Annotated in this window: 13 protein-coding genes; 9 read left to right on the top strand and 4 right to left on the bottom strand. The window is 67.0% G+C overall.

Annotated elements, in window-relative coordinates:
- The first annotated feature begins 25 nt into the window (after positions 1–25).
- The 7 genes from H1D44_RS10750 (at position 26) to H1D44_RS10720 (ending at position 7,459) form a co-directional block, all read left to right on the top strand.
- Entirely contained in the window at positions 26–1,003 is a 978-nt protein-coding gene (locus H1D44_RS10750; RefSeq protein WP_181514859.1) for a RodZ domain-containing protein, read from the top strand.
- Position 1,004: 1 nt separating this feature from the next.
- Positions 1,005–2,120, top strand: coding sequence for a flavodoxin-dependent (E)-4-hydroxy-3-methylbut-2-enyl-diphosphate synthase (gene ispG / locus H1D44_RS10745; RefSeq protein ID WP_181514858.1), 1,116 nt, complete (start codon positions 1,005–1,007; stop codon positions 2,118–2,120).
- Between the two features lie 29 nt (positions 2,121–2,149).
- Complete coding sequence (gene hisS / locus H1D44_RS10740; protein WP_275299090.1) at positions 2,150–3,460, top strand: histidine--tRNA ligase; 1,311 nt, start codon at positions 2,150–2,152, stop codon at positions 3,458–3,460.
- 34 nt (positions 3,461–3,494) lie between these two features.
- The gene (locus tag H1D44_RS10735) at positions 3,495–4,139 is read left to right on the top strand and encodes a tetratricopeptide repeat protein (RefSeq protein ID WP_181514857.1); all 645 of its coding nucleotides are present in this window, start codon (positions 3,495–3,497) and stop codon (positions 4,137–4,139) included.
- On the top strand, positions 4,136–5,302 hold the full coding sequence (gene bamB / locus H1D44_RS10730) for an outer membrane protein assembly factor BamB (protein WP_181514856.1): 1,167 nt from the start codon (positions 4,136–4,138) through the stop codon (positions 5,300–5,302). Before H1D44_RS10735 ends, bamB begins: the two co-directional genes overlap by 4 nt.
- Positions 5,299–6,702: a ribosome biogenesis GTPase Der gene (der, locus tag H1D44_RS10725; protein WP_181514855.1), complete on the top strand. Its 1,404-nt coding sequence runs from the start codon at positions 5,299–5,301 to the stop codon at positions 6,700–6,702. Before bamB ends, der begins: the two co-directional genes overlap by 4 nt.
- Positions 6,703–6,820: 118 nt before the next feature.
- The gene (locus H1D44_RS10720) at positions 6,821–7,459 is read left to right on the top strand and encodes a hypothetical protein (protein WP_238984491.1); all 639 of its coding nucleotides are present in this window, start codon (positions 6,821–6,823) and stop codon (positions 7,457–7,459) included.
- A gap of 36 nt (positions 7,460–7,495) precedes the next feature.
- On the opposite strand, the gene H1D44_RS10715 is transcribed toward H1D44_RS10720, so the two are convergent.
- The gene (locus H1D44_RS10715) at positions 7,496–8,362 is read right to left on the bottom strand and encodes an ATP-binding protein (protein WP_181514854.1); all 867 of its coding nucleotides are present in this window, start codon (positions 8,360–8,362) and stop codon (positions 7,496–7,498) included.
- 119 nt (positions 8,363–8,481) lie between these two features.
- Between H1D44_RS10715 and H1D44_RS10710 the strand changes: the two genes are divergently transcribed.
- Complete coding sequence (locus tag H1D44_RS10710) at positions 8,482–9,282, top strand: M48 family metallopeptidase (protein ID WP_181514853.1); 801 nt, start codon at positions 8,482–8,484, stop codon at positions 9,280–9,282.
- 36 nt (positions 9,283–9,318) lie between these two features.
- Positions 9,319–9,579 (top strand): hypothetical protein, encoded by a 261-nt coding sequence (locus tag H1D44_RS10705; RefSeq protein ID WP_181514852.1) that lies wholly within the window; start codon positions 9,319–9,321, stop codon positions 9,577–9,579.
- A 47-nt stretch (positions 9,580–9,626) separates the two neighbouring features.
- On the opposite strand, the gene H1D44_RS10700 is transcribed toward H1D44_RS10705, so the two are convergent.
- The 3 genes from H1D44_RS10700 to H1D44_RS10690 are packed head-to-tail and all read right to left on the bottom strand — an operon-like array spanning position 9,627 to position 14,643.
- Complete coding sequence (locus H1D44_RS10700; protein ID WP_181514851.1) at positions 9,627–11,927, bottom strand: dipeptide ABC transporter ATP-binding protein; 2,301 nt, start codon at positions 11,925–11,927, stop codon at positions 9,627–9,629.
- A complete protein-coding gene (locus H1D44_RS10695) occupies positions 11,924–13,666 on the bottom strand; it encodes an ABC transporter permease subunit (RefSeq protein WP_181514850.1) in 1,743 nt (580 codons plus the stop codon). The genes H1D44_RS10700 and H1D44_RS10695 overlap by 4 nt, the downstream gene beginning before the upstream one ends.
- Positions 13,663–14,643, bottom strand: a complete 981-nt coding sequence (locus tag H1D44_RS10690) for an ABC transporter permease (RefSeq protein ID WP_181514849.1) — start codon at positions 14,641–14,643, stop codon at positions 13,663–13,665. The genes H1D44_RS10695 and H1D44_RS10690 overlap by 4 nt, the downstream gene beginning before the upstream one ends.
- Between the last annotated feature and the right edge of the window lie 65 nt (positions 14,644–14,708).

The raw sequence follows: 14,708 nt of genomic DNA, 5'->3' as shown, positions 1-14,708 counted from the left end.
GCTTTCATATGAAGGATGCTCAGCCATGAGCGACAACAACGATACCGATGCCGCCGGTTTCTCCTCCCCGGGTTCTCCCGGTGAGATGCTCCGCCGTGAGCGTGAGACGCAAGGCTTGTCCCTCGAGGAGGTCGCAACGGCGCTGAATCTCCGCCCTGCCGTCGTTGAAGGCCTGGAGGCGGACAACTATGAGCAGGTGCCGGTCGCTGCCTATCGCCGCGGCTACCTGCGCGCCTATGCGCGGCTGCTTGGCACGGATGACGGCCCGATACTGCAAGCCTATGCCAACCTCCACGGCAGCCAGGAAACCGAACAGCGCGTCACCCCGGTACAGGTCAAGCGGCCGCCTTCACGCATCGGTGCCTTGCTGTTCAAGCTGGTCACCCTGCTGGTGATCGCCGGCTTGATCGGCCTGACCCTGGTGTGGTGGCAGAGCCGCGACGGTAACGAGCCGCCGGACGTCGACCGCAGCGCTCCCGTCGAGGTCGAGACCCTGGATGGCACCACCACTCTCGAAGAGGAGCCGGCCGCCGAGGTCGAAGAGGCCTTGCCGCCGGTTCCGCTGGAGGGCGTCGACCCGATCGACGATCAAGCCGCACCCGGGCTCGGCGAAGTCGACCCCACCGGAGCCGAATTGATCGCGGGCATGGGTGGGGAAGCCCCGCTCGTGGAGGACGAAGCCAGTATCGAGGCAGCCGCCGAGCAGCCGATCGTGGAGGAGGACGAGCCGGAGGTAGCCGAAGTTCCGCCACCCGCCGACCGTACCGTGCTGGAGCTGACCTTCAACGAACAGTCCTGGACCGAGATCTTCGATGCCAACAATCAGCGGATTTTCGTGGGCCTCCAGGAACCCGGCACCACGGCGACCGTCGAAGGAGAGCCTCCGTTCCGCCTGACCATCGGCAATGCCACTGGCGTCGAGCTGAGCTGGGCCGGCGAGGCAGTCGACCTGAGCGCGCGCGCCGGGGCCAACAACGTCGCCCGTTTCACCTTGGGAGAGTGACATGCATTCCCCTTCGCCCATCGTTCGCCGCAAGTCACGCCAGATTCACGTCGGCCAGGTGCCGGTCGGCGGCGATGCACCGATCTCGGTGCAGAGCATGACCAATACCGACACCCTGGACGTGGCCGCCACCGTGGGTCAGATCGCTCGCCTGGAAGCGGCAGGCGCCGATATCGTCCGCGTCTCGGTGCCCTCCATGGAGGCCGCCGAGGCTTTCGGCAGCATCAAGCAGCAGGTCAACGTACCGCTGGTGGCCGACATCCACTTCGACTACAAGATTGCCCTGCGCGTCGCCGAGCTCGGCGTCGACTGCCTGCGCATCAACCCCGGCAACATCGGCAAGGAGGAGCGGGTACGGGCCGTGGTCAGCGCCGCTCGCGACAACGGCATTCCGATTCGCATCGGGGTCAATGCCGGCTCGCTGGAGAAGGAGCTGCAGCGCAAGTACGGCGAACCCACGCCGGAGGCGCTGGTGGAGTCGGCCATGCGCCACATCGACCACCTCGACCGCCTCGACTTCCAGGACTACAAGGTCAGCGTCAAGGCCAGCGACGTATTCATGGCCGTAGCCGCCTACCGCCAGTTGGCCAAGCTCATCGAGCAACCCCTGCATCTCGGCATTACCGAGGCCGGGGGCCTGCGCTCGGGCACCGTCAAGTCCTCCATTGGCCTCGGCATGCTGCTGATGGACGGCATCGGCGATACCATTCGCGTCTCGCTGGCCGCCGACCCCGTGGAGGAGATCAAGGTCGGCTACGACATGCTCAAGAGCCTGCGCCTGCGCAGCAAGGGCATCAACTTCATTGCCTGCCCCAGCTGCTCGCGCCAGAACTTCGACGTGATCGGCACCATGAACGCCCTCGAGGAGCGCCTCGAGGACATCATGACGCCGCTGGACGTCTCGGTGATCGGCTGCATCGTCAATGGTCCCGGGGAAGCCAAGGAGAGCGACATCGGCCTGACCGGCGGCAGCCCCAACAACCTGATCTACATCGACGGCAAGCCGGCCACCAAGCTGACCAACGAGCATCTGGTCGACGAACTCGAGGCCCTGATCCGCGAAAAGGTGCGCGAGAAGGAAGCGGCCGAGAAGGACGTGATCGCCCGCGGTGCCTGAAGCGCCGTCGACCATTCAAGGAGCAGCAGTTGAGCAAGCCCGAAAGCAGCAAGAAGAAAATCCAGGCCATCCGTGGCATGAACGACCTGTTACCGGGCCAATCCGCCCTGTGGCAGTACTTCGAGGGCACGGTCCAGGCACTGATGCAGCGCTATGGCTACGCCGAGATCCGCACGCCGATCGTCGAGCAGACCGCGCTGTTCGCCCGCTCCATCGGCGAGGTGACCGACATCGTCGAGAAGGAGATGTACACCTTCGAGGATCGCAACGGCGACAGCCTGACCCTGCGCCCGGAGGGGACCGCGAGCTGCGTGCGCGCCGCCATGGAACACGGCCTGCTGCACAACCAGACCCAGCGGCTGTGGTACCAGGGGCCGATGTTCCGCCACGAGCGCCCGCAGAAGGGCCGCTACCGACAGTTCCACCAGGTGGGCCTGGAGGCCTTCGGCCTGGATGGGCCTGACATCGATGCCGAGGTGATCCTGCTCTCGGCGCGGCTGTGGAAGGAGCTCGGCCTGCTCGACCACGTCACCCTTGAGCTCAACTCGCTGGGCTCCAACGAGGCCCGTGCCGCCTATCGCGACAAGCTGGTGGCCTATTTCGAGCAGCATCGCGACCAGCTCGACGAAGACTCCCTGCGCCGCCTGTCGAGCAACCCGCTGCGCATCCTCGACTCCAAGAATCCGGACATGGCTCCGATGCTGGCCGATGCGCCCAAGCTGATGGATCATCTCGATGCGGCCTCCCGCGAGCACTTCGAGGCGCTTACCGCCCTGCTCGAGGCTGCCGGCATCGACTACGTGATCAATCCGCGACTGGTGCGCGGGCTCGACTACTACTGCCGTACCGTCTTCGAGTGGACCACCACCGCGCTGGGCAGCCAGGGCACCGTGTGCGCCGGGGGGCGCTACGATGGCCTGGTAGAGCAGCTCGGCGGCAAGCCGACCCCGGCGGTGGGCTTCGCCATGGGCATCGAGCGCCTGATCCTGCTGCTCGACACGCTGGAGCTGGTACCCCAGGCCGCCCTTGGCGAGCTGGACCTTTACGTCTTGCCCATGGATGATGGCGCCACTGCCCAGGCCATGCTGCTCGCCGAGCAGGTAAGAAGTGAACTGCCCGAACTGCGCCTGCAGCTGCACTGCGGCGGCGGCAGCTTCAAGAGCCGCATCAAGAAGGCCGACAAGAGCGGTGCCCGGATGGCCCTGCTGCTGGGGGAGGACGAGCTGGCCGAAGGTCGCGTCACGCTCAAGTTCCTGCGTGAAGAGCGCGACCAGCTGAGCCTGGCCCAGGACGCTCTGGCCAAGACCCTCGCCAACCTGGCGAGTGACGTGCGCGCCTGACCGAACCGTATTTTGCTGTGAAAGGAGACCGCCCGTGGCGGAGCTGAGAACCGAAGAAGAGCAGCTGGATGCCATCAAGCGCTGGTGGAAGGAGAACGGCACCTCGCTGATCGCCGGCGTGGCCATCGCCGTTGCCGGCGTGGTGGGCTGGAACGCCTGGCAGAACTATCAGGAGAACCAGGCACAGTCGGCCTCCATGCGCTACCAGCACCTGGTCAGCCTGACCGATGGTGGCAACATCGATGAGGCCCGTAGCCTGGTCGTCGAAATCACCGACAATCATGGCCGCACGCTCTACGCCGATCTTGCCCGCCTGATCGACGCCCGCCTCGCCGTGGATACCGGTGACCTGGATGAAGCCCAGCGAGTTCTCGAGGGCGTGATCGACTCCAGCAATCGCGAGTACGTCCAGGGCCTGGCACGCCTGCGCCTGGCCCGGCTTCAGATAGCCGAGGGTAACGCCGAGACAGCCCTCGACACGCTGGCTCGGGACATCCCGGCGGCCCTGGCCGCACAGCAAGCGGACCTGCGCGGCGACGCAATGAAGGCACTGGGTCGGGAAGACGAAGCCCGCCAGGCCTGGCAGGAAGCGCTTGCCGTCGCCGAACAACGTGATCAGCCGATCTATGGCGTCCAGCTCAAGCTCGACGACCTGGGAGCCGAAGAGGTCTCACTATGAAGACGACACTCGCCCGCAAATCCAGCCTTGCTCTGCTGGCAACCCTGGCCCTCGGCCTGCTGGCCGGCTGTGCCAACAAGGCGGAGCCGCGCTACCCCCCCAAGGAGCTCCAGCGCTTCGAAGCAAGTGCCGAACTCGCCACCGACTGGCGTCAGCGGGTCGGCCAAGGCCTCGGCCGTGCCACCTATCCCATTGCTCCCTCGCTCGAGGGCGACGTCGTCTTTGCCGCCGACGAGCGCGGAAGGGTCATGGCCTTCAATGCCCGCAGCGGTGAGCGCCGCTGGCAAACCGACCTCGACGTGGGCGTCTCCAGCGGCCTGACCGCCGCCGCCGGCCAGGTCTATCTCGGTACGCGCAACGGCGAGGTACTGGCCCTGAGCCAGGCCGACGGCGACGTGACCTGGCGCGCCCGCGTCTCCAGCGAGGTGCTCGCACCACCGCAGCCCAACCAGCAGCTGCTGGTGGTGCAAAGCGTGGACGGTACCGTCACCGCGCTGGACCGGCGCTCCGGTGAGGAGCGCTGGGTACACACGGTGACCGAACCGTCGCTGACGCTGCGCGGCACCGGCACGCCATCCGTCATCGACCCGGTCACCTTCGCCGGCTTCGCCAACGGTCGCCTGGTCACCCTCGACAACCGCAGCGGCCAACCGCTGTGGGAGCGCCGCATCGCCGTGCCTCGCGGCCGCAGCGAAATCGACCGCATGGTAGACCTCAGCGGTCAGCCGGTCCTGACACCGGACGGACGGCTGTTCGTGACCAGCTACAACGGTCGCCTGGTCGCCCTGGAGGCGCCGACTGGCGATGTCCTGTGGGAGAGCGAGCTTTCCAGCTACCACACGCCGGTGCTGGTGGGCGACCGCCTGTTCACCGTCAATGAGGCAAGCCACGTGATCGCCTTCGACGCTCGCACCGGCGAGGAGCTGTGGCGCAGCAGCGATCTCGAGGGCCGCTGGCTGACCTCCCCGGCCTTTGCCGACGGCAGCCTGGTGGTGGGTGATTTCGAAGGCTATCTGCACCTGATCGATGCCCAGACCGGCCGCTTCACCGCGCGGACCCGTGTCGACAGCTCCGGGATCAGCGTGCGTCCGATCACCGACTTCCGCCGCATCTATGTGCTGGCCAACAATGGCCGCCTGGAAGCCCTGGAAATCAAGCGATGACCCCTGTGATTGCCCTGGTCGGCCGCCCCAACGTGGGCAAGTCGACCCTGTTCAACCGCCTGACCCGCTCACGCGATGCGCTGGTGGCGGACTTCCCCGGGCTGACCCGTGACCGCAAGTACGGCAACGGGCTGCTCGGCGGCAAGGCCTACACGGTCATCGACACCGGCGGCATCAGCGGCGACGAGGAGGGCATCGACGCGGCCATGGCCGAGCAGTCGCTGGCCGCCATCGACGAGGCCGACATCGTGCTGTTCATGGTCGATGCCCGCGCCGGCCTCAACGTGGCCGACGAGGCCATCGCCAACCACCTAAGGGTCAACCAGAAGAAGACCTGGCTGGTGGTCAACAAGACCGATGGGCTGGAAGAGAACGCGGCCATGGCCGACTTCTGGCAGCTCGGCATGGGCGACCCGCACCCCATCGCCGCCGCCCACGGCCGCAATGTCACCACGCTGATCGAGGAGGTGCTCGCGCCCTTCCCCGAGCGCGACGACAGCATTCCCGCAGACACCGGCACCAAGGGCATCCGCATCGGGGTGATCGGCCGCCCCAACGTCGGCAAGTCGACGTTGGTCAATCGCCTGCTCGGCGAGGAGCGCGTGGTGGTGTTCGACGAGGCGGGCACCACCCGCGATGCCATCGAGATTCCCTTCGAGCGGCGCGGCAAGCCTTACGTGCTGATCGACACGGCAGGGGTGCGGCGGCGCAAGAACGTGCGCGAGATTGCCGAGAAGTTCTCCATCATCAAGACGCTGGAGGCAATCAAGGAGTGCCATGTCGCGATCATGGTGCTCGACGCGCGCAGCGGCCTGGTGGAACAGGACCTGCACCTGCTCGACTATGTGCTGACCACCGGCCGCGCCCTGGTACTGGCGGTCAACAAGTGGGACGGCCTCGAACAGGAAGCCAAGGAGAAGATGCGCGCCGAGATCAAGCGTCGCCTGGGCTTTGCCGACTATGCCGACCTGCACTTCATCTCGGCGCTGCACGGCACCGGCGTGGGCGACCTCTACCCCTCCATCGAGCGCGCCTTCGCCTCGGCCAACAGCCACTGGTCGACCAATCGACTCACTACCCTGCTGCAGGACGCCGTCAGCCAGCATCCGCCGCCCCTGGTGCACGGACGTCGGATCAAGCTGCGCATGGCGCACCAGGGTGGCAGCAACCCGCCGATCATCGTGGTCCACGGCAACCAGACCGAGGCGCTGCCAGAGGCCTACAAACGCTTCCTGACCAATACCTTCCGCAAGGTGCTCAATGTTCGCGGCACGCCGATCCGCTTCGAGTTCCGCTCCGGACGCAACCCGTTCGATCCGTTGGCCGACGCCAGCGACCGGGAGAAGGCCAAGCAGCGCGAGCTGGGCCGCACCCGCGCCGCCCGCAACAAACGCCGCTGACGCCTGTCCAAGCGCTCGACCGCCAGGTTGAGCGCCAGTTCCCTGCCTCCAAGGGATCGTGCTGGTCTAGCCTGCCGGCAGTTTCCCCAGACTCGCCACGTTCCACAGGAGGAACCCAATGTTCCTGAGTCGCGCGCTGTCGTTCGCCCTTCCGCGTCGCCGCTGGCGCCTGTTCGCTCCGCTTGGCCTGGCCATGCTGCTCACCGGCTGCCTGGCAATGCCGCAGACCGGGCTGTTTGCCTTCCGTCTGGCGGTCACTTCGCTGGGCGTGGAAGAGGTACGCATCGGCCCCTATTCGATCCAGGCGGGCCTCGACACCAGCGACGTCGCCTCGCTGATCGCCTCCAGCCTGGGTACGGGCAGCCTGCCGGTGCAGGCGACCCTGGCCATGGGCCTGTCGCTGCCTGTCGGCATGCCGGCGGTGGAGATGTCGGGGTTCCGCTGGACCCTGGACGTACCCGGCGCCGAGCCGGTCAGCGGCAACTATCAGCAGGACGTCACCCTGACCTCAGGTGACGATACGCGCCTGCGCCTGCCGGTCGCCTTCGACGTGCTGGCCACCGACCACCGCCGCCTGGGCCCCATGGTGGAACTGGCCACGCAATTGGCCAGTCAGGGTGAGCTGCCCGCCGGCAGTGAGCTGGCCATTACCCCGGGCAGCCTGCGTGGCCTCGGCGTGACCCTGCCGGCCGGGCTGTGGACCCCGACACTGCGTTTCGCCGTTGGCCAGGATGGGGAGCTGACCCCACAGCGCTGATCCCGGCACGCCGGACCGACTCGCAACTGGCGCCACCTATCCCCCGTGCAGTCGCCGGCGACCCACCCACTGGCAGGCGAACTGCCAGGCACCGCGGCCGCTGCGTCCACCGCGCAAGGTGGCGTAGCGGATCGCCTCGGCGCGGGCCTCAGGGTTCCAGTCCTTGGCGCTGCCGAGCTGGGTGACCCAGTGGCAGCATGCCTCGAGGTAAGTATCCTGATTGAACGGGTAGAAGCCGAGCCACAGGCCGAAGCGGTCGGAGAGAGAGATCTTCTCCTCCACTGCATCGCCGTGGTGAAGCTCCTCACCCACCAGGCGCGAGCCCTCGTTGTCGGCCATCGATTCCGGCAACAGGTGGCGACGGTTGGAGGTGGCATAGAGCAGCACGTTGGGGGGCGGGCCGGTGAGCGCGCCGTCGAGTACGCTCTTGAGCGCCTTGTAGGCGTCGTCATGGCCCTCGAAGGAGAGATCGTCGCAATAGACCACGAAACGATGCGGCTGCTCGCGCAGCTGTTCTACCAGCATGGGCAGCCCGGCAAGGTCGTGACGGTCGACCTGCACCAGGCGCAGCCCCTCCGCCGCCAGGCTGTTGAGCAGCGCCCGGATCAGCGACGACTTGCCGCTACCGCGCGAACCCCACAGCAGCGCATGGTTGGCCGGCAGCTTCTGCAGAAAAGCCCGGGTATTGTCGACTAGCGCCAGCTTCTGTCGCTCGATGCCCAGCAGGTCGTCGAGCGACAGGGAGTCCCGAGGTGGCACCGGCAACAGGCGACCACCGAGGAGATGTCGCTGCCACAGCGCGGCGACATCCCGATCCCAATCCACCTCCTGCGGGGCAGGCGGCAACCAGTGCTCCACATGATCCAGCAGGCGGCCAAGGCGTCTGCTCAGTTCGTCGTCCATCGCTTTCTCCTAGGACTTCAGGGGTTAATGGTTGACCTGCTGGGGGTTCGGGGTATCTTGTGGCGAACTGACACGCCCGCCCAGGGTCTCAAGGGACTGAACAAGAGAGGATAAAGAAAATGCGCTGGATTCGCTTGATCACCGTGGCCACCCTGGCCCTGACCCTTACCGCCTGCGCTACCTCGCCGACCGGACGCCAGCAGCTTACGCTGATGTCGGATGCCCAGCTCAACGAGATGGGCCAGGAAGCCTTCTCGCAGTACCAGCAGGATCTGCCCCAGGCAGGCCAGGCCTACCAGCGCTACGCCCAGTGTATCGCCGAAGCGCTGATCGAGGTGCTGCCGGAGCGTGAGCGCGATCAGGACTGGCAGATTCTCGTGTTCGAATCCGAGCAGGCCAACGCCTTTGCTCTGCCCGGAGGCTACATGGGCATCAACACCGGACTGCTCCGCGTGGCGCAAAACCAGGATCAGGTCGCCGCCGTGGTAGGCCACGAGATCGGTCATGTACTGGCTCGCCACGCCAATGAGCGGGTGTCCACCCAGACCTCGACCCAGTTGGCCCTTTCGGTGCTAGGCTCCGCCGCCGGCATGCAGGGCCCTGGCGGCGAGCAGCTGATGGGAGCGCTCGGCCTCGGCGCCCAGTACGGTATACTGCTGCCTTTCTCGCGCCGCCACGAAACCGAAGCCGATATCATCGGCGTGCGACTGATGGCAGATGCCGGCTTCGACCCGCGTGCCAGCCTCGAGCTGTGGGAAAACATGAGCGCCGAGGGCGGCGCCCGCCCACCGGCGTGGATGTCGACCCACCCCAGCCATGGCCAACGCACCCAGGTGCTGGAGTCCGAGATACCGGGTGCCCTGGCACGCTACGAAGAGGCCCGCGGGGCGGGGCGGCAGCCGAATTGTCCGCGCCCCTAAACGAACCCCAAGCCCTACCTCACTATTGGAAGACTGATGTTAAGACTCGGACTGCTGCTGTTGATCCTGCCCGTCATCGTGCTGATGGGCCTCTACTTCTGGGAACTCAGCAGCGTACGCGAATGCACCCTCATCCAAGAGGGCTACTGGGACTACATCGACGGTGTCTGCCGCAACACGCCCCAGCCCTTCGTGCCCTGGGTGGAGCGTCAGCCCTGGCTGGTCAACGGCGGCATGCTGCTGTCTGTGCTCGGGGTCTTCATGTGCATGGCGGGGCTCTACGTCAAGCGACGCTGAAGGCAAGCACCGCGTACGGCGGCTACGACCGTACGCGGTTTCCCCTGCTACTCGTAGAGATAGCACGCCACCGAGTGCTCGCGGGCGATCAGCCGACGCTGGGGTGATACCTGGGCCTCGAAGCGCACCACCAGTTGCCCCTCCGTATCCCGCTCGACCGTGGCGGCATCGGCCAGGGAGGGATGCTTGCCCCCCATCACTGCCATCAGCTCGTGCTCGGCCTCCTCGGGATTGTCATTGCGCACCTGGATGTACACATCGAGCCCGGCCACCTCGGCGCTGCCCAGATGCTCGAGTTCATGGCCGGCGATGCGCCACTCGCTCATCGCCGTGACCACGTCGCGCCCCTCCCAGCCGCAGTGAGGCATGGCCCGGGGGCAGCGGGTATGAAAGTGGCAGCCGTTGGGCGGCACCACCGCGCTGGGTATCTCCCCGGCGCTCTCCAGCGGCGGCTTGACCACCCCCGGGTCCGGCTCGGGGCTCGCCTCCAGCAACAGCTGGGTATAGGGGTGCTTGCGCTCGCGCACCACCTGTTCGGTGGGCCCCACCTCGACGATCTCGCCCAGGTACATGATCGCCGTGCGATCCGCCACGTAGCGGATCGTCGGCAGGTCGTGGCTGACATAGACGAAGGAGATGCCCAGCTCATTGCGAAAGCGGTGCATCAGATTGAGCACCCCGGCACGAATCGAGACGTCGAGCATCGACACCGGCTCGTCGGCGACGATGAAGCGCGGCTCCAGCACGATGGCCCGGGCGATGGCGACCCGCTGACGCTGACCGCCGGAGAGCTCGTGGGGGAAGCGCTCGGCGTAGACTTCGGCCGGCTTGAGCCCGGCCCGCTCCAGCGCCTCGACCACCTGTTGCCGCAGCGCCTCGCCTTCGGCCAGGCGATGGATGATCAGCGGCTCGGCGACGATGTCGAAGATGGTGAAGCGCGGGTTGAGGGTCTGGTAAGGGTCCTGAAAGATCATCTGCGCCCGGCGCCGGAACGTCTTCAGCTCGCTCCCGGTCAGCTTGGCGATGTCGCTCCCCTCAAAGCGGATCTCACCGTCGGTGATATCGAGCAGCCGCACCAGCATCTCGCCGGTGGTGGTCTTGCCCGACCCCGACTCGCCGGCCAGGCCCAGGATCTCGCCCTCGCGCAGGTCGAAGGAGATGCCGTCGACGGCATGTACCTTGCGATCCTTGTTGCGCCCGCGCAGGCTATCGAGGAAGCCCTGCTCCACCGGAAAGTGTTTCTTGAGCTCCTTGACCTCGAGCATCAGGGGCGTCTCGGCATCGATGTGTTCGATGCTGCCGGCGCCCTGCACCGGCTCGTTGAGCCGCTCGCCCACCACCGCCCAGGTCTCGTTGAGCGCCGCCTTGACGCGAAAGGCCGCGGCCTGACCCGGGTAGTGGCAGGCCGACTGGCGATCCGGGCCCACGCTGTGCAGCGGCGGCGTCTCCCGCACGCAGCGCTCGGTGGCAAACGGGCAGCGCTCGGCGAAGCGGCATCCGGCCGGCGGATGCAGCAGGTCGGGCGGGCTGCCGGGAATCGAGATCAGCTCGCGCTGGGCCCCCTCCAGGGTCGGGAAGGCGTTGGTCAGGCCCATGGTGTAGGGGTGGAACGGGGTGCCGAACACCTCCCGCACCGGCCCGGTCTCCATGATATGGCCGCCGTACATCACCGCCACCCGGTCGCAGGTCTGAACCACCACCGAGATGTCGTGGGTGATGAACAGAAGCCCCATGCCGCGCTCGCGGCGCAGCTTGGAGAGCCGCGCCAGGATCTGCGCCTGGGTCACCACGTCGAGGGCGGTGGTCGGCTCGTCGGCGATGATCAGCTTCGGGTCCAGCGCCAGGGCCATGGCGATCACCGCGCGCTGCTTCATGCCACCGCTCATCTCGTGGGGATAGGCGGAGAGCCGACCCGGGTCGATGCCCACTGCGCGGAACAGCTCCTCGGCGTGGGCCCAGGCGGCCTTGCGGTCGATCTTGATGTGGGCGTTCATCGCCTCGAGGATCTGGTCGCCCACGGTGTAGACCGGGTCCAGCGCGTTCATTGCCGCCTGGGAGATCCAGGCGATCTCCTTCCAGCGCACCTTGCGCATGCTCTCGTCGTCGAGCCCCACCAGGTCACGCCCGTCGAAGTCGATGCGCCCCCGCGGCACCTCGCCGTTGGGCGGCAACAGCCGCAGCATCGCCTTGGCCGCGGTGGTCTTGCCGCAGCCCGACTCACCCACCAGCCCCAGCGCCTCGCCGGGACGAAGGTCGAAGTGAATGCCGTCGACGGCCTGCACCGGACCCGCGCCGGTGCGGTAGTGAATGGCCAGGTCCTCGACCTTCAGCAGTCGTTGATCGGTCATCGGCGTGCCCTCAGACGTGGGTTGGCGACCAGCTCCAGCGAGCGGGAGATGAAGAACACGGAGAGCACCGTGATCATGATGAACAGCCCCGGCGGCAGGTTCCACCACCAGGCGTCGCGCCAGGCGCCGGAGAGCCGCGCGTTGTGCAGGATGCCACCCCAGGAGATCGACTGGGGCGGCCCCAGGCCGAGGAAGGAGAGCGTGGCCTCGGCGATGATCGACACGCCGACGATGATGGCGAGCTCGAGGAACACCAGCGGCATCACGTTGGGGAAGATATGCAGGTACATGATGCGCAGGTCCGAGGCCCCCGCCACCCGCGCTGCCTTGACGAAGGGCCGCTCACGCAGGCTGAGCACCTGGGAGCGGATCAGTCGCGCCACGGTGCGCCAGGTGAGCAGCGACACGGCGAGGATGACGATCAGCAGGCTCGGCTCGAACAGCAGCACCAGAATCAGCGCGAAGGGCTCGAAGGGGATGCCGTACATGACGTCGACGGTACGCATCAGCACGGTCTCGGTACGCCCGCGGAAGTAGCCGGCGATCAGCCCCACGTTGGCACCGATCAGCACCACCAGGGCGGCGCCGATGAAGCCCACCAGCAACGCGATGCGCGAGCCGTGGACGTTCTGGCTGTAGAGATCGCGGCCGAGGTGGTCGGTACCGAACCAGTGCTCCCCGGAGGGCGGCGCCAGGCGGTTGACGAAGCGGTCCGAGCCCAGCGCGAAGTAGCCCTCCTCGGTGACCATCAGCGCGCGCAGATGGCGCTCCTCCTCGCTCGGCACCAGCTGCCACTCGTCCGCCTCGCGCTCGAACACGATACCGCTGCGGCCCACGGCGAAGGCGTGGCCCTCGTCGGTGACCCAGCCGGCGCGCATGGCGCGGGAGTCGGGCGCACTCTGGCTCTCCCAGCCGTCGTCGACGGCGCTGCGTGAGAGCAGCGTGCCGCGTTCGCCGACGATCAGGCCATGGCCGCTGTCGGCCAGGTGGATGTGGTTGAGGTCGCGGTTGGTGGGCATGCGCTCCAGCGACAGGCTGTCGTCCTCCGGGTCGAGGCGCAGGGTGAGGCCGCGCTCGCCCACCAGCCAGGCGCTGCCGTCCACGTCCAGCGCCACCGAATTGAGCGTCATGCCCCGCCCCAGCGGGCTTTCCAGCGCCTCGAACTCGCCGGAGACGGTGTCGAGACGCAGGATCGTCTCGTCGACGCCCACCAGCAGCGCCGTGGTGTCATCGAGCCAGGCCACCCCGGTCAGGGCACTGGCTACCGGCGCCTCGAGCGTCTGCCACTCGCCGCCTGCCGCGGCATCCTCGAGCAGGGCGACGCTGCCGCCCACGCCCACCGCCAGCGCGGCGCCGCCGGGACCGATGGCAACATCGATCAGGGTGGCGGCCAGCGGCGCCTCGAGCTCGGTCCACTCGCCGTCGAGATAGCGCCAGGCGGCACCGTCGCGGCCCACGGCCAGGCCGACGCCGTCGCGATAATCCGCCGCATTGAGGGTACGCTCGCCGAGGGCGGGCCGCTGCACCCAGTGCGCGCGCTCGCCGTCGACGCTGCGCGCCAGCAGCGAACCCTCTTCACGCTCGTTGACCGCCAGCGGCTCGTGGGTGGAGAGGAATGGCGCAAACAGCGCCATGCAGATGATCGACAGCAGCACCACGACCCCGATCAGGGAGAGGCGGTCGCCGATCATCGCACGCAGCGGTTCCTGCGCGCTCTTGAGTACTCGGGTTCCGATCATTTGAAGCTCACCCTCGGGTCAAGCAAGGTGTAGAGAATGTCCACCAGCAGGTTGAGGGTGACCACGAAGGCCGCCATCACCAGGAAGCTGGCCTGGGCCAGGGGGAAGTCGGAGGTGCGCACCGAGTTGAGGATCTCGCGCCCCAGCCCCGGCCAGGAGAACACCACCTCCACCACCACCTGGCCACCCGCGGCCAGGCCCACGGTCACCGCCAGCTGGGTCACCACCGGCAGCAGCGCATTGCGCGCGGCGTGGGCGTAGAGGATGCGTCGCTCGGGGAGGCCCTTGGCGCGGGCCATCTCGATGAAGTCCTCGCCGTAGACCTCGAGCATGGTGTTGCGCATGATCAGCAGCGGTGAGCCCAGGTAGTAGAGCGCCACCACCATCATCGGCAGGATCAGGTGATGCAGGAAATCGAGGGTGAAGATCTTGTCGAAAAAGCCGGTGGCCTCGTAGGGCAGCGTGCGCATGCCGCTGGTGGGCAACCAGCCCAGCGCAATGCCGAACACCAGAATGGCGATCATCCCGGTCCAGAACATCGGCGCCGAACGGAACATCAGACCGACGAAGATGCCGCTGGTGTCGGTGCGGCTGCCGCGACGCCAGGAGAGCCAGGCACCCAGCGGGGCTCCGATGGCATAGGCCAGTACGATCGCCGGCAGCATCAGCACCATGGTATTGCCCAGCCGTTCCCAGATGATGTCGGCTACCGGCGCCCGGTAGTGGAACGAGTAGCCGAAGTCGCCCTGGAGGATGTTGGCCAGGTAGATGAAGTACTGCTCCCAGATCGGCCGGTCGAGGCCGAAGCTGGCGCGGATGCGCTCGCGCTCCTCGGGACTCAGGCCCTCGGTGATCAGGGCGGCGGTGGGATCGGGCAGCCCCAGGCGGAACAGGAAGAACAGCAGCGTGGCGATGATGAACAGCGCCATCAGGCCGTGCAGTACACGGCGAATCAGGTAGCTTCTGCGTGACGACATGAAGGTCTCGCTCTTGACGACTGGCACCCCCTCTCACCGCCTTGTGAGCGATGAGAGGGGTAACG

Origin of the sequence: Billgrantia kenyensis, assembly GCF_013697085.1 — a bacterium.
GTDB lineage: Bacteria > Pseudomonadota > Gammaproteobacteria > Pseudomonadales > Halomonadaceae > Halomonas > Halomonas kenyensis.
The sequence above is the reverse complement of the archived record's forward strand: the minus strand, read 5'-3'. Positions and strand labels throughout refer to the sequence as shown.